The following is a 21,200-nucleotide window of genomic DNA, read 5'->3' as shown; positions in this document are numbered from 1 at the left end:
GACCGACGTGGACGTCGGCACCATCGCCACCCCCAGCGTGGTGGAGCACGTGCGGGACCTCGTGCTGCGCGACGTCCTGGCCAACGGCACACCGCCGATCATCTCTGACCCGCCGCCTACCACCGCCGGCGTACGTCCCGACCTGGTGATCGCCTTCCCCTAGGGCGAACCCCTGAGGCCCGCTGCGGTACGTACCGACCCCCGCGTACGTGCGAGGACGTAGCCCAGGTGTCTCCCACGGCCCGACGACCCCCGCCGCCGCTTTCGCGAGTCTTACCCACAGACGGAAACGACCTCGAGCGACAGGGGAGCACGACATGACCGCCACCATCGAAACCATGATCACCAGACTGTCCGGCTGGCTGGCCCGGCACAGCATCGACGTCCTGCGGGTCAGTCTCGGGCTGGTCTTCGTGGCCTTCGGCACGCTGAAGTTCTTCCCGGGGGTGAGCCCGGCGGAGGCGCTGTCGGTGGCCACGCTGGAGAAGCTCTCCCTCGGCCTGCTGTCGGGCTACGCCGCCCAGGCCGTGATCGCCGCGATGGAGGTCTTCATCGGGCTCACCCTGGTGACCGGCAAGCTGCTGAAGACGGGGCTGGTGGTGATGACGGGGGCGCTGGCCGGCTTCTTCGCCCCGTACGTGTTCTTCTTCACGAACCTCTTCCCCGGTGCGCCCACCCTTGAGGCCCAGTACATCTTCAAGGACATCGTCCTGGCCGCGGCGGCCATGGTGATCGGCGCCCGCGCCCTGGGCGCCCGCCTGGTCCCCGCCCGGGACCGGATGGCGTGAACAGGCGCGGGACACCGACGGCCGCCAGGGCATCAGCCCGGCGGCCGTCTGCCGTTCCAGCGGCCCTTCGGCGCACCGGCCCGGCGGTCGGCCCGTGGGAGCCCCAGCCTGGCGGCGCTCCTCAGCTGTCGACGGGGGCCGGCGGGTTGTCCGGCCCCGTGCCGTGCAGATCCATCGCCGCCAGCTTCACCGGATCGACCACCACCGTGATCCCCGCGATCCGGCCCCGCACCACGGTGAACGTCATGAGCGACAGCGGGCTGCCGTCCTCCCGCCACGCCACGATCGCGGGCAGGCCGTCCACGAGCACCCAACCACCGCGCGTCGCCGCCCCGGAGGCCAGCTTCGCGCTGGAAGCCACCTCGGTGGCGCCGAGCGTGACCACCAAGCCGCCGGGAGTGTCGGTGACCAGCCGCACCTCGGGATCGAGCACCCGCAACAGCCCCTCGAAATCCCCCTGCCGAGCCGCCGTCAGGAAGGCCTGCACCGCCTCCCGGTGCTCCCGTCCGGCGGACGCCGGCCGCTCGCCCGTCCGCACCTTCCTGCGGGCGCGGCTGGCGAGCATCTTGGCGGCGTCGGCGGACCTGCCGAGAATCTGCCCGATCTCGTCGAACGGCACCGCGAACAGGTCGTGCAGCACGAACGCCAGCCGCTCGCTCGGCCCGAGCGACTCCAGCACGACCAGCAGCGCCAGCCCGACCGAGTCGGCGAGCGCCACGTCGTCCTCCGGCGCGCGGCCGTCGTCCACCGCCGTCTCCAGCTCGGGCAGCCCGTCGTCGTAGGACGCCTCGGGGCGGGTCTGGCGCGAGCGCAGGACGTCCAGGCTGATCCGGCCGACCACGGTGGTCAGCCAGCCGGCGAGGTTCGCGATCGCCGCCGCGTCCTGGCGGGAGAGCCGCAGCCAGGCCTCCTGCACCACGTCGTCGGCGTCGGCGTGCGAGCCGAGCATGCGGTAGGCCACCGCGCGCAGCCGGTCGCGCTGCGCCTCGAACGCCGCGGCCACCAGGTCCGCCGGGCTGGTCTCGGACATGTCGTTACCTTCCTCCGTACTGCTCCGTCATGAGGGATGACGGGCCCGGAAGGGCCCACGTAACCGATGAAGGAGCACCAACGATGGAAGCACGACTGAAGAGCGAGCCGAACGCCGACGTCACCACCGCGATCCAGCACCTGTACAAGGCGATCCACTCCAGCGGCGTCGCCCCGCTCGTGATGGACCTGGTCCACCTGCGGGTCAGCCAGATCAACGGCTGCAGCCCGTGCGTGTACGCCGCCGTCCACTCGGCCAGGAAGCACGGGGAGAGCGACGAGCGGCTGCACAGCGTGGTCGCGTGGCGCGAGACGCCGTTCTTCACCGACGCGGAGCGGGCGGCGCTCGCGCTGGCCGAGGCCGCCACCCGGATCCAGGACGGCGCCCCGGGCGTCACCGACGAGATCTGGGAGGCCGCCGCCGCCCACTTCGACGACCGGCAGCTCCCCTCGATCCTGCTGGAGGTCTCGCTGACGAACATGTTCAACCGGATCAACCGGGCTACGGGGGAGCAGGCCGGCAAGACCTGGTGACCTCGGACGGTGCGGGCGTCCTTGGACCCTCTGAGGAGACGTCTTCGGACGTCAGGTGTGATGTCCGAGACGTCTCTGACCGTCCCTGCGGGACGTCTCCGGACGCCACCTGGCGCTTGCGGACGTCTCCGGATGTGACGTGGCGCTTGCGCGGACGTCTCCGGAGGTGACCTGGCGCTTGCGGACGTCTTCGGACATCGCGTGGAATGCCTGAAGCGGGGCGGCGCCGAGGGAGCCCCCTGGTAACGGAACGGTGGCTAGGCGCCGATCACCAGGGCCGCGATGTCCTCGATGCGGACGATCTCGCCGCCCGCCCCCCAGTTGCCCTCCGGGATCTCGTCGATGTGCACCCACGCGGCGGTGGGCTGGGCGAACCGTCCCGGATCGGCGTCGGCGTCCGCGAGCACCCGCGTGACGCGCCGCACGATGTCACGGCGCTTGCCGTCGTCCATGGACCCGGCGGGCACCCCCACCCGCACCACGTACTTCGGCTTCTCCCCGGCGGGCAGCGGCCGGCCGCCCACGAACCAGGCGTCGATCTCGTTCACGACCAGCCAGGAGATGGCCCTGGCGATCTCGTTGTCCGGGGCGCCCTCGGCGATCATCACCTCCGAGACCAGCCTCCCGCCGATCTTCTCGCGCTGCTCCTGATCGAGCGAGCCCTTGGGAAGGAACAGCTCTACGAACGGCATGAGTAAGTCCTTTCATTAAACCCTCACCCTTCGCAACGTACAGCGACGGGTTTAATCAAGCAACCCTCTACACTGTGAACATGCAACGGACCAGCTTCGCCCAGATGCACTGCTCGATCGGGCAGTCCCTGGAACGCGTCGGCGAGTGGTGGACGCCGCTGATCGTGCGCGACCTCTACCTCGGCCTGCATCGCTTCGACGAGCTCGCGGAGAACCTCGGCATCGCCCGCAACCTGCTCACCCGCCGCCTGGAGACGCTGGTCACCGACGGCATCGTGGAGCGCCGGGCGTACCAGGAGCGGCCGCCGCGGCACGAGTACCACCTCACGGAGGCCGGCGGCGAGCTGGTGCCGGTCCTGATGGCGCTGATGGCCTGGGGCGACAAGTGGGCGACCCCGGCCGGCGGCCCGCCGGTCCGCCTCCTGCACCAGGAGTGCGGCGCCGAATTCACCCCCCAGGTCTGCTGCTCGGCCTGCGGCGAACCGGCCACCGCCACCAACGTGACGGCGCTACCAGGACCGGGCGCCGCCTCCGGCCCGGGAACCGTGGTGCTGGCCAGGCGCGCCGGCCTCATGCCCGAGGACGAGTGAGCCGGCACCCGACCCCACCCACGACCTCGACCCCACCCACGCGGCTCGCCCAGCCCCCGCTCACGCCGCCCACGCCCACACCGTCCAGAGCCTTCGCCCCGCGCTTGCGTCGCCCCGCGCTTGCGTCGCCCCGCGCCGCCGCCTCGCGACGATCCCGCGTTCTTCTCGTCCCGCCCCACGCTCGCGCCCGCCCTGCGCCCGGTGACGCCCTCGCTCAGGGCCTGCCCCGCCTGTCCCTGTCCTTCCTGATCGGCCCGGCAGAGTGATCGTTCACTGCCATCTGAGAGTGAACGATCACCGCGAGCGCCGATGCCAGCCCGCCGAAGGCAGAGGCTCAGTGCGCCCGGTCGGGAGCGGGACCGGTCGACTCGCGCCAGATCACCCGCGTAAGCCGCTCATCCTCATCAGGCGCCGCCTCACCCCGCAACGCAGCCAACAGCCGCCCCACCACCCGCCGCCCCAGCCTCTCATGATCCACATCCACGGTGGTGAGCGCCGGCGGCAGGAACTCGGTCACCGGATTGTTGTCCCACCCCGTGACACTCACGTCCCCCGGCACCCGCCACCCACGCTCCCAGGCCCCCCGAATCGCCCCCGCCGCCACCAGGTCATTCGCCCCGATGATCGCCGTGACCCCGCTGCCACCCGGAAGATCGAGCACCGCCTGCCGCGCCGCCTGCGCCGACCAGCCGCAGTCGGCCACCGTGTACGACTCCAGCCCCAGCCGCCCCAGGGTGTCGAGATAGACCTGCCTGCGCCGGCGCGCCGAGGTGTGCGCGTAGTCGCCCGCCAGGTGCATGAACCGCCGGTGCCCGTACGCGGCCAGCCGTTCGACCAGCTCGGCCAGGTGGGAGGCGTCGGCGAGCTCCCCGACGCCGCGCATGTGATCGTCGTAGTCGGGGGACACGACGATCGGCACGCTGCCGGGCCGCTGGGTGGGCAGGGGCATCGGCGTCAGCGACAGGATGCCCTCGAACAGCCCGGAATCGGACAGCTCCAGCGCCCGCTGCGACCAGGTGCGCGAAGCACCGCCCAGCGTGACGACCTCGACCACGTAGCCCGCCTCGTGGGCCGACGCGGTGGCGCCGGACAGCAGCTCCAAGGAGCTGACGGCGGTGCCGGCGGGCAGGAGGATCGCCAGCCGGCCGGTGCGGCGGTTGCGCATGGCGCGGGCGACCAGGTTGGGTCGGTAGTCGAGCTGCTCGATCGCCGTCTTGATGCGCTCGCTGGTCGCCGGCCGCATGCCGTCGCCGTTGAACTTCAGGTAACGCGACACCGTCTGGTGGGACACGCCGGCGAGCCGCGCGACCTCCATGATGGTCGGCCGCTTCGCGGTCGCGCCCTTGCTCACGTGGTGCTCCTCGCTCGGGCCGGGCCGTCTGGTACGCGCGTTCAGCGTACAGGGACTTCGGGGAGGCCGTCCTTGACCCTTGAGTGTTCGTTCACTAGCGTTCCAAGATGAACGTTCACTTTAGTCGAGAAGGACCTTCGTGACCCACCCCGTCGACCAGAACCCCACTGCCCCCGCCCCCGCGTCCCACACCAGCACCGAACCGGGCGCCGGCGTGGTGCCGCAGTTCGCCGCCCCGCCGCCCTCGCGCGCCCGCCGCCGCTACGCGGTGGCGGGCACCGGGCACCGGGCCGGCATGTACGTCGCCGCGCTGACCGGCGAGCACGCCGACGTGGGCGAGCTCGTCGCCTGGCTGGACCCGAACCCGGCCCGCATCGACTACTACGACGCCCAGGTCGGCGCCGCACAGGGCCTCGGCGGCCCCGCCGGGCTGCCGCGCCACGAGCCCGGCGACCTGGAGCGGATGGTCGCCGAGCAGCGCGTCGAGACCGTCATCGTCACCAGCCTGGACCGCACCCACGCCGACCTCGTCGACCGGGCGCTGCGGGCCGGCGCGGACGTCGTGGTGGAGAAGCCGCTCACCATCGACGCCGACGGGTGCCGCCGGATCACCAAGGCCGTCGCCGACACCGGCCGCGACGTCGTGATGACCTTCAACTACCGCTACGCCCCCCGCAACTCCACCCTGCGCCAGGTGATCGCCTCAGGCACGATCGGCGAGGTGACCAGCGTGCACTTCGAGTGGGCGCTGGACACCGTGCACGGCGCCGACTACTTCCGCCGCTGGCACCGCGACAAGAGCAACTCAGGCGGCCTGCTGATCCACAAGGCCAGCCACCACTTCGACCTGATCAACTGGTGGCTCGGCGACATCCCCGCCAAGGTCTACGCCTCCGGCGCGCTGCGCTTCTACGGCGACGAGAACGCCGCCGCCCGCGGCATGGGGGAGCGCCCCGAGCGCGGCACCGGCACCCACGGCGACCCGTTCTCCCTGGACCTGCGCGCCGACCCCCGCCTCGACGCCCTCTACCTGCAGGCCGAGCGGCACGACGGCTACCGCCGCGACCAGGACCCGTTCGCGCCCGGCATCACGATCGAGGACAACATGGCCGTCCTGGTCGACTATCGGCGGGGTGCGCGGCTGACGTACTCGCTCAACGCGCACAGCCCCTGGGAGGGCTACCGCGTCACCGTCAACGGCACCGCCGGGCGTGCCGAGCTGGAGGTCGTCGAGCGCGGCTTCATCGAGCTGGACGCCGACGGCAACGCGGTGCTCGACCCGTCGGCCACCCCGCTCGGGGCGCACGACCCTCTGCGGCCGGAAGGCGAGCGCCTCGTCGTCCAGCGGCACTGGCAGCGGCCCGAGGAGGTGCCGATCCCCGCGGGCATCGGGGGCCACGGCGGTGGCGACGCCATCCTGCTCATGGACGTCTTCCGCCGGGACCTGCGCATCGGGCCCGACCCGCTCGGCCGGGCCGCCGACTACCGCGACGGCCTGCGGGCGGTCGCCGTCGGCATCGCCGCCAACCAGTCGCTGCTCACCGGCGGGCCTGTCGTCGTGGATGAGCTGGGGCTCGGCGCGGAGCTCTGACGCCCCGCTCGGCGCGCCCGGCGCTCCACCGCTCCGAGGGGCCGGGCTTGTCCCGCGATGACCTCGTGGCTATGGTTCGTTCCGTATGCGGAACGGTGGCGGCGGCGGGGGAGGAGCGGACATGCGCGTGCATGCCGTCTTGGCGGGCCTGGTCAGCGCGGTGGTCGGCTACGCCAGCTCGTTCACCGTCGTGCTCGCCGGGCTGCGAGCCGTAGGGGCGACGCCGGGACAGGCGGCGTCCGGGCTGCTCGCCCTGTGCTGCGGCGTCGGCGCGGCGGCGATCTTCCTCGGGTTGCGCCACCGCATGCCGATCAGCATCGCCTGGTCCACCCCCGGCGCGGCGCTGCTGATGGCGACCGGCCCCGTGCCCGGCGGTTTTCCCGCCGCGGTCGGCGCGTTCGTCGTCTGCGCCGGGCTCATCGTCCTGGCCGGCCTGTCACCCTGGCCGGCTCGGGCGATCGCCGCCATCCCGCGCCCGATCGCCGCCGCCATGCTGGCGGGCGTCATCCTCAGCCTGTGCACCGCACCGGTCCGCGCGATCGTGGACGTCCCGTTGCTGGCGGTGCCCGTCGTCCTGACGTGGGCGGTGTTGCAGCGGTACCAGCGGCGGTGGGCCGTTCCCGGCGCGCTCGTCGTGGCGGTCATCGCCATCGCGGTGCAGGGGACGGGCGGCGGGCTGTCCGGTGCGGCGTTGCGGCCCGCCGTCGAGGTGACCGTCCCGTCGCTGAGCCTGTCGGCGGTGGTGAGCATCGCCGTCCCGCTGTTCCTCGTCACCATGGCGGCGCAGAACGTTCCGGGCATGGCGGTCATGGCGACCTACGGGTACGCGCCGCCCCTGCGCCCGATCCTGGTCGCGACCGGTCTGGCGAGTGCGGCGGCTGCGCCGTTCGGTGGGCACGCCGTCAACCTGGCCGCGATCACCGCGGCGCTGACCGCCGGCCCGGACACCCATCCCGACCCCGGCCGCCGGTGGATCGCGACGGTGGCGCTCGGCGCCGGGCAGCTGGCGCTCGGCCTCGGTGCGGGCCTGGCCATGGCGTTGGTGCTGCTGTCCCCGCCGGTGCTGGTCACCGCGGTGGCCGGGCTCGCGTTGCTGTCGGCGCTGGGCTCCTCGCTGGCGGGCGCGGTGACCGAGCCGGAGGGACGCGAGGCTGCGGTGGTCACGTTCGTGGTCACCGCGTCCGGGATGACGATTTTGAGCATCGGCGCGGCGTTCTGGGGCCTGGTGGCGGGCTGCCTGACCGCGCTCCTGCTGCACAGGCGGCCTGCACCGGAGCAGGAGGCGCAGGAGGGGCAGGCGCAGGAGGAGCGTCCAGGGGAACGCCCCGCGGACCGGGTGGGTGAGCGGTCGTAACGGCGCGCTCAGCCGGAGCGGTCGGCGGGCGGCGTTCAGCCGTTGAGCCGCGCCATGGAGGCATCGAGGTGGGTGCGCATGGCCGCCGCCGCCCCCATCGCATCACCCGCCGCGATCGCATCCCGAACCCGCCGATGCTCACCATGCACCTGGTCGAGATGCCCAGGATCGGGCTCGCCCCCGGCGAACGGCCGGGTGATCGCCCCCGCACCGAGCGTGTCGAGCAGATCCAGGTAGAACCGGTTCCCCGTGGCGGCGGCGACGGCCCGGTGGAAGGCGAAGTCGGCCTCGACCGCGGCGCTGGGGCCGCCACGGACCGTGGCCGTGCGGCGCAGTGCGGCGTCGAGGGCGGCCAGCGCGGCCGGGGTGCGGCGGGTGGCGGCGAGCGCGGCGGCCTCCACCTCGATGCCGCGCCGCAGCTCCAGCAGGTGCAGCCGGTCCTGCGCGGTGCGCACCGTGCCGAGCGAGTGGGTCAGGTCCTGCGCCGCGGGCCTGGCCAGGACGGACGAGCCGCGCCCGCGCCGCGTCTCGACCAGCCCCGCCGCGCGCAGCCGGGAGATGGCCTCGCGGACGACGGTGCGGCTGACACCGAACCGGAAGGCCAGCTCGCCCTCCGACGGCAGCAGCCCGCCCGGCTGCCACTCACCGCCGGCGATGCCGCGCCGCAGCTCGCCCTCCACCCGGTCGGCGAGGCTCGCGCCGTGACCGTCAGCCATGGTCCAGGCCCAGGGCGGTGCCGGTGCGCCGGGTGAGGTCCCGCAGCAGGGCGGGGTCCTGTGACAGGGGGACGCCGTAGGAGGGGAGCAGGTCGCGCAGGGCCGGACGCCAGTCGCGTACGTCGTCAGGGAAGGCCCGTTCGAGCACGTCCAGCATGATCGCCACGGAGGCGGAGGCGCCGGGGGAGGCACCGAGCAGGGGGGCGAGGCCGCCGTGGGACGACGTCACGACCTCGGTGCCGAAGCCGGCGATCGAGCCCCGGCCGTTCACCCGCTTGACCACCTGCACCCGCTGGCCGGCGGTGACGAGCTCCCAGTCGCGCGCCCGCGCGTCGGGGACGAACCGGCGCAGCGCCCGCAACCGCCCGCCAGGCGTCTGCGTGAGCTGCCCGACGAGGTAACGCACGAGGTCACCGTGGTGGCGGGCCGCGCCGAGCAGCGTGCCCGCGTTGCGCGCGTGCACCGAGCGCGGCAGGTCGGTCAGCCGCCCGCGCTTGAGGAAGCGCGGGGAGAACGCGGCGAAGGGGCCGAACATGAGGTACGCCCGCCCGTCCACGACCCGCGTGTCCAGGTGCGGCACCGACAACGACGGCGCGCCGGGCTCGGCATGGCTGTAGACCTTGGCGTGATGGCGGGCCACCAGCCCCGGATCGGCCGCGCGGAGGAACCGGCCGCTGATGGGGAAGCCGCCGTAGCCGCGCGTCTCCGGCACGCCGGCGCTCTGCAGCAGGGGCAACGTCCCGCCGCCCGCGCCGAGGAACACGAACCCGGCGCGTACGACGTGATCGCGGGCGCCGTGCAGATCCCGCACCCGCAGCAGCCAGGACCGCCCGTCGCGGCGCAGCGCCCGCACCTCGTGGCCGGTCCGCACGTCGGCGCCGTCGCCCGCCAGGGCGGCGAACAACCGGCGGGTGAGCACCCCGTAGTCGACGTCCGTGCCGCCACGGGTGCGGCAGACGGCCACCGGCTCGCGCTCCGAGCGGCCGTCGAACATCAGCGGCAGCCACCGCGCCAGCACAGCGGGATCGGTGGTCAGCTCCATGCCCTCGAACAGCGGGTGCCCGCGCAACGCCGCGTGCCGCAGCCGCAGGTGCGCGACCCCGGCGGCGCCGTGGGCGAAAGCGTAGTGCGGGACCGGCCGGATGAAGCCCGTGGGATCGCCGAGCGTGCCCTCCTCGGCCAGCCGCGCCCAGAGCTGCCGGGAGAGCTGGAACTGCTCGTTGACCGCGATGGCGCCGCTCACGTCGATCGAGCCGGACGCGGTGAGCGGCGTGTAGTTGAACTCGCACAGCCCGGCGTGCCCGGTGCCCGCGTTGTTCCAGCCGGAGGAGCTCTCCAGGCCCAGGCCGTCCAGCCGTTCGAGCACGAGGAGCGACCAGTCGGGCCGTATCCGGCGCAGCAGCGCGCCGAGGGTGGCGCTCATGATGCCGCCACCCACCAGCACCACGTCGTAGGCGGCTCGATCGGACACGTGACGTTCTCCTCGCGGTAGGACAAACCTGTCATACAGGACTCTAGCCTGTATGACAGGTCGTACCGTCCCGCGTCAGCCCGCGCGGCAGGAGACCGACGGCCAGGTCCAGGTGCCGTTGTGCTGGACGGTGAAGCCGAAGGTGTTGCCGCTACCGTTCGGCCGCATCGTCATCACATAGCCGCTGGAGTCCCATGACGGGGTGCCGTTCCAGGTCGCGATGATGCGCTGCGGCCGGTTCAGGGTGACCGTGGCGACCCACGAGCTGGTGCCCGAGAGCGTCACCGACAGGTTGAAGCGGTCGCTCCACTGCTGGCCCTGCGTGATCGTGGCCGTGCAGGTGCCGCCGGGCGGCGGGGAGGACGGCGGGTTCGAGCCACCGTCGGGGGCGACGGCCCTGCCGGTGACCGGGGAGATCATCCCGGCGCACAGGTTGCGGCTGCGCAGGTTCGCGGCGATCTGCGGGACGGCGGCCAGCGTCGTGGCGTACTGGTCGTGCATGAGGATGACCTGGCCGTTCTGCAGCCGGCTCGCGGCCTGCACGATCTGCGCGGTGCCGGCGCCGTTCCAGTCCTGGGAGTCGACGTCCCAGAGCACCTCGGTCAGGCCGAGCTGCTGCTCCACCGACCGCAGGGTGGCGTTGGTCTCCCCGTACGGCGGGCGGAACAACCGTGGCGCGGTGCCGGTGGCCTGCTGGATGACCTGCTGGGTGCGCTGCAGCTCCGACTGCATCTGGGCGCTGCTGAGCTGGGTCAGGTGCGGGTGCGACCAGCTGTGGTTGCCGATCCACATGCCGGCGTCGCGCTGCGCCCTGACCAGGCCCTGGTTGTTCTGGGCGTTCTGGCCGGTGTTGAACATCGTGGCGCGCAGGCCGTTCGAGGTCAGCGCGTTGAGCAGGTTGGTGGTGTTGCCGGCGTTGGGGCCGTCGTCGTAGGTCAGGCCGACGTAGCCCGCGCTGCAGTCGGCGGCGGCTCTGCGCCCGGCGGCCAGCGCCGCTGTGGCGGTGACGGCGAGGCAGACGGTGAGGATGGCGCCCAGGAGCCCGGCGGCGAGGGATGAACCGCGTTTCCGATCGATCATCGCTGATCCCCTTGATCGTTGAGGGGTGGCCTGCGGTCATTGTGGGGACGGTCCCGAAACATGTCAACGAGGGGTGGAAAGGTTTCGGGATCCTGTGCTTGATCAATTGCTGAGCAACGCTTCCTAGCTGGAATAAAGTCGCCGAAATATTTCAGAGAGGCGATGAAATTAGTGCATCGCGAGTCGGTCGTAAGGCACCGCGTAACTCGTGTGACCGTGGATCCCGGTCGTGGTGGTGGCCATGAACAGGGAGTTGAGCAGTGCCTCCTCCACCGCGTCCATGACCGCCGCGAACACCGGGTTCAACGCGGCATCCGGCAGCACCGGCGACTGTGCCGCCGTGCTGAACGCGATCGCGTAGTCACCGCTCCCGTGCGAGTACGACGCCCCCACCCGCCCCATCGCGAAGATCGCCCGGCGGGCCAGCCGGCCGAGGCGGCGGGCGTCGAGCGGCGCGTCCGTGGCCACCACGATCATGCACGAGTTGCCCGGCGGCTCCATCCGGGACGCCTCCGGAACCAGCTCCTCGACCGGCATCGGCACGCCCCGGACGGTCAGCACGCCGCCGAAGTTGGCCTGCACCAGCGCCCCCACCGTGACGGGGAGGTCCCGCACCACCAGCCGCCTGGACGAGGTGCCGATCCCGGCCTTGAACCCCAGGGCCGTCGTCCCCGTGCCCGCGCCCGCGCATCCCTCGGCGGGCAGGCCGGCGGACGCGCCCTCCAGCGCGCCCAGGACGTGCCGCTCGCTGATCGGGCGGCGCCGGATGTCGGACAGGAAGCCGTCGTTGGTCTCCCCGACGAGCGGGTTGAAGGAGAGCCCCTCCGGGTGCCGCCCCATCAGGTACGTGAGCACCGCGTCCGCCGCGCGGAACACCGACAGCGTGCCGGTCAGCACGATCGGCGACTCCAGCACGCCCAGCTCGTCCACCTGGGTCGAGCCGACCAGCTTGCCGTAGCCGTTGCCGGTGCAGACCGCGGCGGGCAGCGCCGTCATGGGGCCGGGCACGATCGCGGTGACCCCGGTGTGCAGGTCGGCGCCGTCGTCGATGGTGGTCTGCCCGACCAGCACCCCGGCGACGTCGGTGATCGCGTTGAGCGGGCCGGTCGGCAGCGGGCCGACGAGCACGCCGAGGTCGCGTGCCCGCGAGCGCCCGCTCACCCGCGGTCCTCGGTGGCGGGCAGACGCGGGCCGAAGCGGTTCTCAGCGGCCGGCAGGTACGGGCGGAAGTGGTCGGCCACCTGCCCCGCCACCGCGCCGGCGTCGAGGGCGCCGTCCACCTCGATCACGCGGATGCCCAGGCCGCGCGCCGAGCGTACGGCGTCCTCGGCGACGAGCCGGTCGCGTTCGAGCCGGTTGCGCTGGGCCCGGTCCGGATCGCTGACTCCGGCCCCGACGGCGGCGGCCCTGGGCAGCTCGCGCACCTGCCGCTCGCGGAACGCCGCGGTGGGCACCATGACGACCATCCGGCGCGGCGAGCCGGCGATCGGCGCGACCAGCTCCGGCCGCAACCCCCAGCCCTCGGCGATGATCGGCCGCCCGGAGACCAGGCCGCGCAGGTCGTCCAGGGCCCACTCGAACCGGACGGGGAACCCGTCCAGGGTCTCCTCCGCCAGCTCCGCCGGCGTGGGGCGCACCCACATCGTGTCGGGGTCAGGCCCGGCGGGCGGCTCGCCCAGCCTGAGGCGGCGGGCGACGCGGCGGTCCTCGTGGCCGCGGGCGTCGTGGTAGTCGTAGTGGTAGGCGGTCAGCCCGTACCGCTGGGCCAGCAGCCGGGCCACGGTCGACTTGCCGGCCCACTGCCCGCCGCCGATCCACAGCGTGTTGCCCAGCGTGCCGAAGGGGTCCCAGGTCACAGGGGATGCTCTCCTCGTCGTAGGTGACAGGCGATCCGCACACCGTAGTGCGTTCACGCGGTTGTCACCCGAAGCCGGTGTGATCGACGCCCGGCGTCCTCTACGTTGGTCGGGGCCGTCGCGGCGGCGGCCGCGAAGGCGAGGATCGTCCATGTCGATTTCTCGGCGCACCATGCTCAGCGGCCTGGCGGCGGCCGGCACCCTCGCGGGCACGGCGCCCGCCGCAGCGCCCGCCGCAGCGGCCGGCGCCGGCCGGCGGCGCAGGGCGCGGCACGTCGTCCTGGTGGACTGGGACGGCTTCGACCCGGCCTACCTGGGCCGCGTGCCCACCCCGAACCTCGACCGGCTGGCGGCCCGGGGCGTGCTCACGGTCGCCGAGGCCACCTACCACACGGTCTCCAACCCCTGCCGCGCGTCCATGAGCACGGGCGCTTACCCGGAGGTGCACGGCAACGTCGCCTACGTCTTCGACGCGGCGAGCGGCAGGGCGCAGGGCCAGAGCCGGTTCCTGGCGGCCGAGACCATCGCCGAGTCGCTGGCGGCCGAGGGGCGCACGGTCGCCTCCGTCCAGTGGTACATGATCCAGGACCACGGCGTGCGTTACGGCGACCCCGAGCACCTGTACGTGCAGCCGGGCGGCGGGTTCGCCCAGCGCGTGGACGTGGCGATCGACATTCTCCACCTGCGGCCGGTCGACTCGGGCGGGCAGCCGGTGACCGTGCCGAGGATTCCCGACCTGCTCGCCGTCTACAGCTCCGACCTCGACGGGCTCGGCCACAACGAGGGCCCCGACAGCCCGAACCTCGGCCCGCTGCTCGCCGAGCACGACCACCAGCTCGGCCGCCTGATCCAGGCCACCCAAGATGCAGGGATTTTTCAGGACACGGCGTTTCTGCTCACCAGCGATCACGGCATGACGGGCTGGAACCGCACCCTGCTCCCGCAGGTCGTCGAGGCCGTGCAGGCCCTCGGCCACAGCGTCGAGGTCGTGCCCTCGGGCTCCGCCCCGGCCGCCGGCACGGAGGTCGTCATCGTGCCCAACGCGGTCCGCCTGGGCGACTTCACGCTGCGCGGCACCGCGGCCGAGCCGGCCGCCCGCCGCAGGATCAGGTCCGCGCTGCGCGGGCTCCCGGAGATCAGCCGGGTGCTGGACGAGCCCGCGCTGCGCGCGCTGCACGCCAGTGACAAGCTCGGCGACCTGGTGGCCGAGGCGCGGCCCCCGTACGGCTTCGCCCTCGACCCCCCGGCCGGCCAGTGGCGCGGCGCTCACGGCAGCCTGGGCGAGATCAAGGTGCCGCTGCTGCTGTCCGGCGCGGGGATCCGGCCCGGTGCCCGCCCGCGCGGCGCCCGCCTGATCGACGTCGCCCCGACCGTCGCGGCGCTGCTCGGCACCCGTCCTCCCGCGCAGGCTCAGGGCCGGGACCTCACGGCTCGTCCTTGAGCCGTTCGAAGACGAGCTGGGTGCGCTGGACGGCGCGCACGCCGTACACCTGCGAGATCAGCTCGGGGGTGAGGACCTGGCCGGGCGGGCCGCCGGCCACGATGCGGCCGGCGCTCATCACGTAGAGGCGGTCGCAGAAGGCGGCGGCCTGGTTGAGGTCGTGCAGCACCGCGAGCGTGGCGATGCCCAGCTCGCGCACCAGGTGCAGGATCTCCAGCTGGTGCCGGATGTCCAGGTGCGAGGTGGGCTCGTCCAGCAGGAGCAGGCGGGTCTCCTGGACCAGCGCGCGGGCCAGCAGGACGCGCTGCTTCTCGCCGCCGGACAGGGTGGCGAAGATCCGGTCGGCGGCGCCCGTCAGGCCGACGCGGTCCAGCGCCCGCGCGCCCCGCTCCGCGTCGGCGGCGGCCTCGGCCCGGTACGGGGTGCGGCCCATGGAGACGATCTCGGCCACGGTGAAGTCGAGGTCGGCCGGGGTCTCCTGGGCGACGACGGCGGTGCGCCGGGCGGCCTGGCGGGCGGGCAGCCGGTGCACGTCGTCACCGTCCACGGCGATGAGCCCGGCGGTGGGACGCAGCGCCCGGTAGATCGTCCGCATCAGGGTGGACTTGCCGCAGCCGTTCGGCCCGACGAGGGCCACGAACTCGCCGTCGGCCACGCTCAGGTCGGCGCCGTGCACGATCGGGTGGCCGTCCACGCCGACGGACACCCCGCTCAGGTCGAGCTTCACTGGACGCTCACCGCCCGGTCCGCCGAGCGGCGGCGCAGCAGCCACAGGAAGAACGGCACCCCGAACAGTGCGGTGACGATGCTCAGCGCCAGCTCCTGCGGGGCGTTGACGGTGCGGGCGGCGATGTCCACCAGTTGCAGGAAGACGGCGCCCAGCAGGGCGGTGACGGGCAGCACCCGGCGGTGGTCGGCGCCGACCAGCAGCCGGGCGGCGTGCGGCACGATCAGGCCGACGAACGCGATCGCGCCGCTGGTGGCCACCAGCACGCCGACCAGCAGCGAGGTCAGCACGAACAGCGTCAGCCGGAAGCGGTTGACGTTCACGCCGAGCGAGACGGCGGTCTCCTCGCCGGCGGCGATCGCGTTCAGCGGGCGGTGCTGCAGCAGCAGGTACGTCACCCCGGCGGCCAGCACGACGGCCGGCAGCGGCAGCATGTGCCAGCGGGCCCCGCCCAGGCTGCCCATCAGCCAGAACAGCACCTGCTGCGCGGCCCGCCCGCTCTGCGCCAGTTGCAGGACGAAGCTGTAGGCCGCCTGGAACAGGTAGGCCAGCGCCACCCCTGCCAGCACCAGCCGCGACGGGGTGATCCGCCCGGAGCGCTGCGCCAGCACGTACACCAGGCCGAGGGCGAGCAGCGAGCCGGCGAAGGCGGCGGCCGACAGCGACAGCCCGCCCAGCGCCGAGGCCCCCAGGATGAACACGCACACCGCGCCGAACGAGGCGCCGGAGGAGATGCCGAGCAGGAACGGGTCGGCGAGCGGGTTGCGCACCAGCGCCTGCAGCACCGCGCCGACGACCGCCAGCCCGGCCCCGACCAGCAGCGCGAGCAGGGCGCGCGGCAGCCGGAACTCCCACACGATCTGCTCCTGCGCCGGGGCCCAGGTGCGCGGCACCAGGCCGGGCACGAGCCTGTCGGCGACGATGCCCCACGCCTGCGGCAGGGCGACGTGCACGGCGCCGATGCTCACCGCCAGCCAGGTGGAGGCGACGGCGGCCACGGCGAGGGCGGCGAGGAGCAGCACGAACCGGCCGCCGCGCCGGCGGGCCTGGCCGGCGCTCGCCGTCACGGCGGGCGCCACGTCCTGGGCGGTCATTGCGCGAAGGCGTCCGGGTGCAGGAACCTGGCGATCTCGGCGACGGCCAGGATGTTGCGGTAGCCCGGGTGCTGGGCCGCCACCGGCAGCGCCAGGTAGCGCTTCTCCTTGGCGGCCGGGCTGTTCCTGGCGATCGCGAACGTCTCCTCGGCCTTGGCGGGCGAGCTCGGCATGTCCTCGCCGCGCAGCGTGGCGTAGTCGCTGACCAGGACGGCCTCGGGCTGGGCGGCGCTCACCCGCTCGACGCTGACCTCGGTGTAGTCGCCCTTGACGTCCTTGAGGACGTTCTCGCCGCCGGCCGCGGTGATCAGCTGGTCGGTGATCCCGGAGCCGCCGTAGGCGTTGACCGGGCCCTTGCCGCCGTCGGTGGCCAGCACCTTGACCGGGGTACGGCCCCCGACCCGCTGCTTGACGTCGGCCAGGCTGCCCCGCAACTGGCTGACCAGCTGCTCGGCGCGGTCCGGCACCCCGAAGATCCTGCCCAGGTTCTGGATGTCGGTGAAGGTCTCGTCCAGGGTGTACTGGAGCGTCTCCTCGGGGCTGCACCACCCGCCGAGGATGTAGACCGGGCTGCCCGCCGCGTCCAGCTCCGCCACGGTGGCGTAGCCGCCGGCGGCGTCGAAGCTGGCCATCGCGTTGTCCAGGACGAAGTCCGCGCCCTGGGCCAGCATGACCTCCTTCTGCGGCAGCATGATCGTCTCGGAGATCTGCGGGATCCTGTCGTACTGCTCCTTCTGGCCGGGCAGGAACGCGCTCTCGCCGAAGTAGGTGCGCCCGGCGATCCGGTCGCCCAGGCCGAGGGCGAGCAGGGTCTCCAGCGACGGGTGGTAGCCGGTCACCACCTTGGCCGGCGGCCGGTCGAAGGTGAGCTTGCGCCCGCAGTTCTCGATCGTGACGGGGAAGCCGGCCTGCGGGGCCGCCGCGGACGGTTGCGCCTGCTGGGCGGCCGGGGCCTGACCGCACGCGGTCAGCGTCACGGCCGCCAGCGCGAGCGCGAGCAGCCTGGCTGGGACGGTACGGAGCGGGCGGCTCATCTGGCGAGGTCTCCGATGGTGAAGGCGAACGGTGGACGATCGGGGACCATTGTGCACATATCCCGCAATTGCCAGCAAATTGCATCTACGGGTTGATCTGGCCATGGTTTGACGAGGGGGCGGGGGTTGTGGGATATTGATGGCGGCAGATGGAGTTGACACCATAAATAGGTGTGGACTTCCGTTTGCCTATTGCGTTATGCTGCCCTCCCTCGCCTTCGTATCCTCCGGAAGGACCTCTGTTGGCAGCCTCGCGCAACGCCTCTCCCGTACCCGCCGGTCCCCGCCGCGTCTCCTTCGCGCGCATCCAGGAGCCTCTCGAAGTTCCCGACCTTCTCGCCCTGCAGACCGAGTCGTTCGACTGGCTGCTCGGCAACGACAGGTGGAAGGCCCGGGTCGAGGCCGCTCGCCAGGCCGGGCGCAGGAATGTCCCGTCCCAGTCGGGTCTCCAGGAGATCTTCGAAGAGATCAGTCCGATCGAGGACTTCTCCGGATCCATGTCCCTGTCGTTCCGCGACCACCGGTTCGAGCCGCCGAAGTACTCCGTGGAGGAGTGCAAGGAGAAGGACATGACCTTCTCCGCCCCGATGTTCGTGACGGCGGAGTTCATCAACAACACCACCGGTGAGATCAAGAGCCAGACGGTGTTCATGGGCGACTTCCCGCTCATGACGCCGAAGGGCAGCTTCATCGTCAACGGCACCGAGCGGGTCGTCACCTCGCAGCTCATCCGCTCGCCCGGCGTCTACTTCGAGCGCACCGTCGACAAGACCTCCGACAAGGACCTGTACGGCTGCAAGGTCATCCCGTCGCGTGGCGCGTGGCTGGAGTTCGAGATCGACAAGCGCGACAGCGTCGGGGTGCGCATCGACCGCAAGCGCAAGCAGCCCGTCACCGTGCTGCTCAAGGCGCTCGGCTGGACGAGCGAGCGCATCCTGGAGCGCTTCGGCCGCTTCGAGTCGATGCGGGCCACCCTGGAGAAGGACCACACCGCCGGCCAGGACGACGCCCTGCTCGACATCTACCGCAAGCTGCGGCCGGGCGAGCCGCCGACCAAGGAGTCGGCGCAGACCCTGCTGGAGAACCTCTACTTCAACCCCAAGCGCTACGACCTCGCCAAGGTCGGCCGCTACAAGGTCAACAAGAAGCTCGGCCTGGACCTCGACATCGACGTCACCGTCCTGACCGAGGACGACATCGTGGCGACCATCGAGTACCTGGTGCGGCTGCACGCCGGCGAGGAGTCCACGGGCCTGCCCCTGGAGGTCGACGACATCGACCACTTCGGCAACCGCCGGGTGCGCAGCGTCGGCGAGCTCATCCAGAACCAGGTCCGCCTGGGCCTGTCCCGTATGGAGCGCGTCGTGCGTGAGCGCATGACCACGCAGGACGTCGAGGCCATCACGCCGCAGAGCCTGATCAACATCCGCCCGGTCGTGGCGTCGATCAGGGAGTTCTACGGCACCTCGCAGCTGTCGCAGTTCATGGACCAGACCAACCCGCTGGCCGGCCTGACGAACAAGCGGCGGCTGAACGCGCTGGGCCCCGGCGGCCTGTCCCGGGAGCGGGCGGGCATGGAGGTGCGCGACGTGCACCCGTCCCACTACGGCCGGATGTGCCCGATCGAGACCCCGGAAGGCCCCAACATCGGCCTGATCGGCTACCTCGCGTGCTTCGGCCGCCTCAACGCCTTCGGCTTCATCGAGACGCCGTACCGCAAGGTGGTGGACGGCAGGGTCACCGATCAGATCGACTACCTCACGGCCGACGAGGAGGACCAGTTCGTCATCGCGCAGGCCAACTCGCCGCTGACGGCCGACGGCGCCTTCGCCGACCACCGCGTGCTGGTCCGTACCAAGGGCGGCGAGTTCGAGTACGTACGCTCGGGCGAGGTCGACTACATGGACGTGTCGCCGCGCCAGATGGTGTCGGTGGCCACCGCGATGATCCCGTTCCTCGAGCACGACGACGCCAACCGGGCCCTGATGGGCGCGAACATGCAGAGGCAGTCGGTGCCGCTGCTCAAGAGCGAGGCGCCGCTGGTCGGCACCGGCATGGAGTACCGTGCCGCGACCGACACCGGCGACGTCATCAGCGCCGAGAAGGCCGGCGTGGTGGAGGAGGTCTCCGCCGACTACGTCACGGTCATGAACGACGACGGCACCCGCACCACCTACCGGGTGGCCAAGTTCAAGCGCTCCAACCAGGGCACCAGCTTCAACCAGAAGCCGATCGTGGCCGAGGGTGACCGGGTGGAGGTCAACCAGGTCATCGCCGACGGTCCCTGCACGGACCAGGGCGAGATGGCGCTGGGCAAGAACCTGCTCGTGGCGTTCATGCCGTGGGAGGGTCACAACTACGAAGACGCGATCATCCTGTCCCAGCGGCTGGTCCAGGACGACGTCCTGTCCTCGATCCACATCGAGGAGCACGAGGTCGACGCCCGTGACACCAAGCTGGGCCCCGAGGAGATCACCCGGGACATCCCGAACGTCTCCGAGGAGGTCCTGGCCGACCTCGACGAGCGCGGCATCATCCGGATCGGCGCCGAGGTCGTGCCCGGCGACATCCTGGTCGGCAAGGTCACGCCCAAGGGGGAGACCGAGCTGACCCCGGAGGAGCGGCTGCTGCGCGCCATCTTCGGGGAGAAGGCCCGTGAGGTCCGTGACACCTCGCTGAAGGTGCCGCACGGCGAGTCCGGCCGGGTGATCCACACGCAGGTGTTCAGCCGCGACGAGGGCGACGAGCTGCCGCCGGGGGTGAACGTGCTGGTCCGCGTCCTCGTGGCGCAGAAGCGTAAGATCACTGACGGTGACAAGCTGGCCGGCCGGCACGGCAACAAGGGCGTCATCTCCAAGATCCTGCCGGTCGAGGACATGCCGTTCCTGGAGGACGGCACCCCGGTCGACATCATCCTCAACCCCCTCGGTGTGCCCGGCCGGATGAACGTCGGCCAGGTGCTGGAGACCCATCTCGGATGGATCGCCGCGCGTGGGTGGGACATCTCGGGCATCCAGGAGGCGTGGGCCGAGCGGCTGCGTGACAAGGGCTTCGAGCAGGTCGCCCCGCGCACCAACATGGCCACCCCGGTCTTCGACGGCGCCCACGAGGAGGAGATCATCGGGCTGCTCGGCAACACCGTCCCGACGCGCGACGGTGATCGGCTCGTGCAGAGCAGCGGTAAGGCCCGGCTGTTCGACGGCCGCTCCGGCGAGCCGTTCCCGTACCCGATCGCGGTCGGCTACATCTACATCCTCAAGCTGCTGCACCTGGTCGACGACAAGATCCACGCCCGGTCGACCGGCCCGTACTCCATGATCACCCAGCAGCCGCTCGGCGGTAAGGCCCAGTTCGGCGGCCAGCGCTTCGGCGAGATGGAGGTCTGGGCCATGGAGGCGTACGGCGCCGCCTACGCCCTGCAGGAACTGCTGACCATCAAGTCCGACGACGTCCAGGGCCGGGTGAAGGTCTACGAGGCCATCGTCAAGGGCGAGAACATCCCCGAGCCGGGCATCCCCGAGTCCTTCAAGGTGCTCATCAAGGAGATGCAGTCGCTGTGCCTCAACGTCGAGGTGCTCTCCAGCGACGGCATGTCCATCGAGATGCGCGACACCGACGAGGACGTCTTCCGCGCCGCGGAGGAGCTCGGCATCGACCTGTCCCGGCGTGAGCCGAGCAGCGTGGAAGAGATCTGACGCGCGCCGGGGTGCGGCGCCGGTGAAACAGACAGGCGCCGCACTCGGGCAGATCTTCGCTTACTGTGCATTCTGGGGGAAGCGCTGCGGGAGAATGTCCCGGGCCGGTGCATCCGGCGCAGCGCCGCGCACGGGGGAAACGGAGGATGACGTCGGG

Annotated in this window: 19 protein-coding genes; 8 read left to right on the top strand and 11 right to left on the bottom strand. The window is 72.1% G+C overall.

What is annotated here, in order from left to right; translation table 11 throughout:
• The first annotated feature begins 7 nt into the window (after window positions 1-7).
• Window positions 8-163, top strand: a complete 156-nt coding sequence (locus LCN96_RS33955; RefSeq protein WP_225266508.1) for a hypothetical protein — start codon at window positions 8-10, stop codon at window positions 161-163.
• A gap of 175 nt (window positions 164-338) precedes the next feature.
• Window positions 339-788 (top strand): DoxX family protein, encoded by a 450-nt coding sequence (locus tag LCN96_RS33950; RefSeq protein WP_225266507.1) that lies wholly within the window; start codon window positions 339-341, stop codon window positions 786-788.
• A gap of 121 nt (window positions 789-909) precedes the next feature.
• On the opposite strand, the gene LCN96_RS33945 is transcribed toward LCN96_RS33950, so the two are convergent.
• Window positions 910-1,818, bottom strand: a complete 909-nt coding sequence (locus tag LCN96_RS33945; RefSeq protein ID WP_225266506.1) for a sigma-70 family RNA polymerase sigma factor — start codon at window positions 1,816-1,818, stop codon at window positions 910-912.
• An 83-nt stretch (window positions 1,819-1,901) separates the two neighbouring features.
• Here LCN96_RS33945 and LCN96_RS33940 point away from each other — a divergent pair, with 83 nt between their 5' ends.
• Window positions 1,902-2,351, top strand: a complete 450-nt coding sequence (locus LCN96_RS33940) for a carboxymuconolactone decarboxylase family protein (protein WP_225266505.1) — start codon at window positions 1,902-1,904, stop codon at window positions 2,349-2,351.
• Window positions 2,352-2,608: 257 nt separating this feature from the next.
• Here the strand turns inward: LCN96_RS33940 and LCN96_RS33935 are convergent, their stop codons facing one another.
• Window positions 2,609-3,043 carry a tautomerase family protein gene (locus tag LCN96_RS33935; RefSeq protein WP_225266504.1) on the bottom strand — a complete coding sequence of 145 codons (435 nt, stop codon included), beginning with the start codon at window positions 3,041-3,043 and terminating at the stop codon, window positions 2,609-2,611.
• A gap of 80 nt (window positions 3,044-3,123) precedes the next feature.
• On the opposite strand from LCN96_RS33935, the gene LCN96_RS33930 reads away from it, so the two are divergent.
• The gene (locus LCN96_RS33930) at window positions 3,124-3,633 is read left to right on the top strand and encodes a winged helix-turn-helix transcriptional regulator (protein WP_225266503.1); all 510 of its coding nucleotides are present in this window, start codon (window positions 3,124-3,126) and stop codon (window positions 3,631-3,633) included.
• Window positions 3,634-3,967: 334 nt separating this feature from the next.
• Here the strand turns inward: LCN96_RS33930 and LCN96_RS33925 are convergent, their stop codons facing one another.
• Entirely contained in the window at window positions 3,968-4,984 is a 1,017-nt protein-coding gene (locus LCN96_RS33925; RefSeq protein WP_225266502.1) for a LacI family DNA-binding transcriptional regulator, read from the bottom strand.
• A gap of 139 nt (window positions 4,985-5,123) precedes the next feature.
• On the opposite strand from LCN96_RS33925, the gene LCN96_RS33920 reads away from it, so the two are divergent.
• Together LCN96_RS33920 and LCN96_RS33915 are read left to right on the top strand one after the other, a co-directional pair.
• Window positions 5,124-6,575: a Gfo/Idh/MocA family protein gene (locus tag LCN96_RS33920; protein WP_225266501.1), complete on the top strand. Its 1,452-nt coding sequence runs from the start codon at window positions 5,124-5,126 to the stop codon at window positions 6,573-6,575.
• Window positions 6,576-6,696: 121 nt separating this feature from the next.
• On the top strand, window positions 6,697-7,929 hold the full coding sequence (locus LCN96_RS33915; protein ID WP_263657353.1) for a benzoate/H(+) symporter BenE family transporter: 1,233 nt from the start codon (window positions 6,697-6,699) through the stop codon (window positions 7,927-7,929).
• A 35-nt stretch (window positions 7,930-7,964) separates the two neighbouring features.
• Here the strand turns inward: LCN96_RS33915 and LCN96_RS33910 are convergent, their stop codons facing one another.
• The 5 genes from LCN96_RS33910 to LCN96_RS33890 form a co-directional block, all read right to left on the bottom strand.
• Window positions 7,965-8,645, bottom strand: a complete 681-nt coding sequence (locus LCN96_RS33910; RefSeq protein ID WP_225266499.1) for a FadR/GntR family transcriptional regulator — start codon at window positions 8,643-8,645, stop codon at window positions 7,965-7,967.
• Complete coding sequence (gene mqo, locus LCN96_RS33905) at window positions 8,638-10,116, bottom strand: malate dehydrogenase (quinone) (protein ID WP_225266498.1); 1,479 nt, start codon at window positions 10,114-10,116, stop codon at window positions 8,638-8,640. Before mqo ends, LCN96_RS33910 begins: the two co-directional genes overlap by 8 nt.
• A gap of 75 nt (window positions 10,117-10,191) precedes the next feature.
• Complete coding sequence (locus tag LCN96_RS33900; protein WP_225266497.1) at window positions 10,192-11,196, bottom strand: polysaccharide deacetylase family protein; 1,005 nt, start codon at window positions 11,194-11,196, stop codon at window positions 10,192-10,194.
• Window positions 11,197-11,364: 168 nt separating this feature from the next.
• The gene (locus LCN96_RS33895; protein ID WP_225266496.1) at window positions 11,365-12,357 is read right to left on the bottom strand and encodes a P1 family peptidase; all 993 of its coding nucleotides are present in this window, start codon (window positions 12,355-12,357) and stop codon (window positions 11,365-11,367) included.
• A complete protein-coding gene (locus LCN96_RS33890; protein ID WP_225266495.1) occupies window positions 12,354-13,052 on the bottom strand; it encodes a hypothetical protein in 699 nt (232 codons plus the stop codon). The genes LCN96_RS33895 and LCN96_RS33890 overlap by 4 nt, the downstream gene beginning before the upstream one ends.
• A 151-nt stretch (window positions 13,053-13,203) precedes the next feature.
• Between LCN96_RS33890 and LCN96_RS33885 the strand changes: the two genes are divergently transcribed.
• Window positions 13,204-14,493 (top strand): alkaline phosphatase family protein, encoded by a 1,290-nt coding sequence (locus tag LCN96_RS33885; RefSeq protein WP_225266494.1) that lies wholly within the window; start codon window positions 13,204-13,206, stop codon window positions 14,491-14,493.
• Here LCN96_RS33885 and LCN96_RS33880 read toward each other — a convergent pair.
• Genes LCN96_RS33880 through LCN96_RS33870 form a run of 3 tightly spaced genes read right to left on the bottom strand, consistent with a single transcriptional unit; the run spans window position 14,477 to window position 17,348 of the window.
• On the bottom strand, window positions 14,477-15,220 hold the full coding sequence (locus LCN96_RS33880; protein ID WP_225266493.1) for an ABC transporter ATP-binding protein: 744 nt from the start codon (window positions 15,218-15,220) through the stop codon (window positions 14,477-14,479). The genes LCN96_RS33885 and LCN96_RS33880 overlap by 17 nt on opposite strands.
• Entirely contained in the window at window positions 15,217-16,314 is a 1,098-nt protein-coding gene (locus tag LCN96_RS33875) for a FecCD family ABC transporter permease (RefSeq protein ID WP_225266492.1), read from the bottom strand. Before LCN96_RS33875 ends, LCN96_RS33880 begins: the two co-directional genes overlap by 4 nt.
• A complete protein-coding gene (locus tag LCN96_RS33870; protein WP_225266491.1) occupies window positions 16,311-17,348 on the bottom strand; it encodes an ABC transporter substrate-binding protein in 1,038 nt (345 codons plus the stop codon). The genes LCN96_RS33875 and LCN96_RS33870 overlap by 4 nt, the downstream gene beginning before the upstream one ends.
• A 242-nt stretch (window positions 17,349-17,590) precedes the next feature.
• Between LCN96_RS33870 and rpoB the strand changes: the two genes are divergently transcribed.
• Window positions 17,591-21,043 carry a DNA-directed RNA polymerase subunit beta gene (rpoB, locus tag LCN96_RS33865; protein WP_225266490.1) on the top strand — a complete coding sequence of 1,151 codons (3,453 nt, stop codon included), beginning with the start codon at window positions 17,591-17,593 and terminating at the stop codon, window positions 21,041-21,043.
• Window positions 21,044-21,200 lie beyond the last annotated feature (157 nt).

This window comes from Nonomuraea gerenzanensis (genome assembly GCF_020215645.1).
GTDB classification, from domain to species: Bacteria; Actinomycetota; Actinomycetes; order Streptosporangiales; family Streptosporangiaceae; genus Nonomuraea; species Nonomuraea gerenzanensis.
Note: the sequence above shows the minus strand (reverse complement) of the source record. Positions and strands in the feature narration are given on the sequence as shown.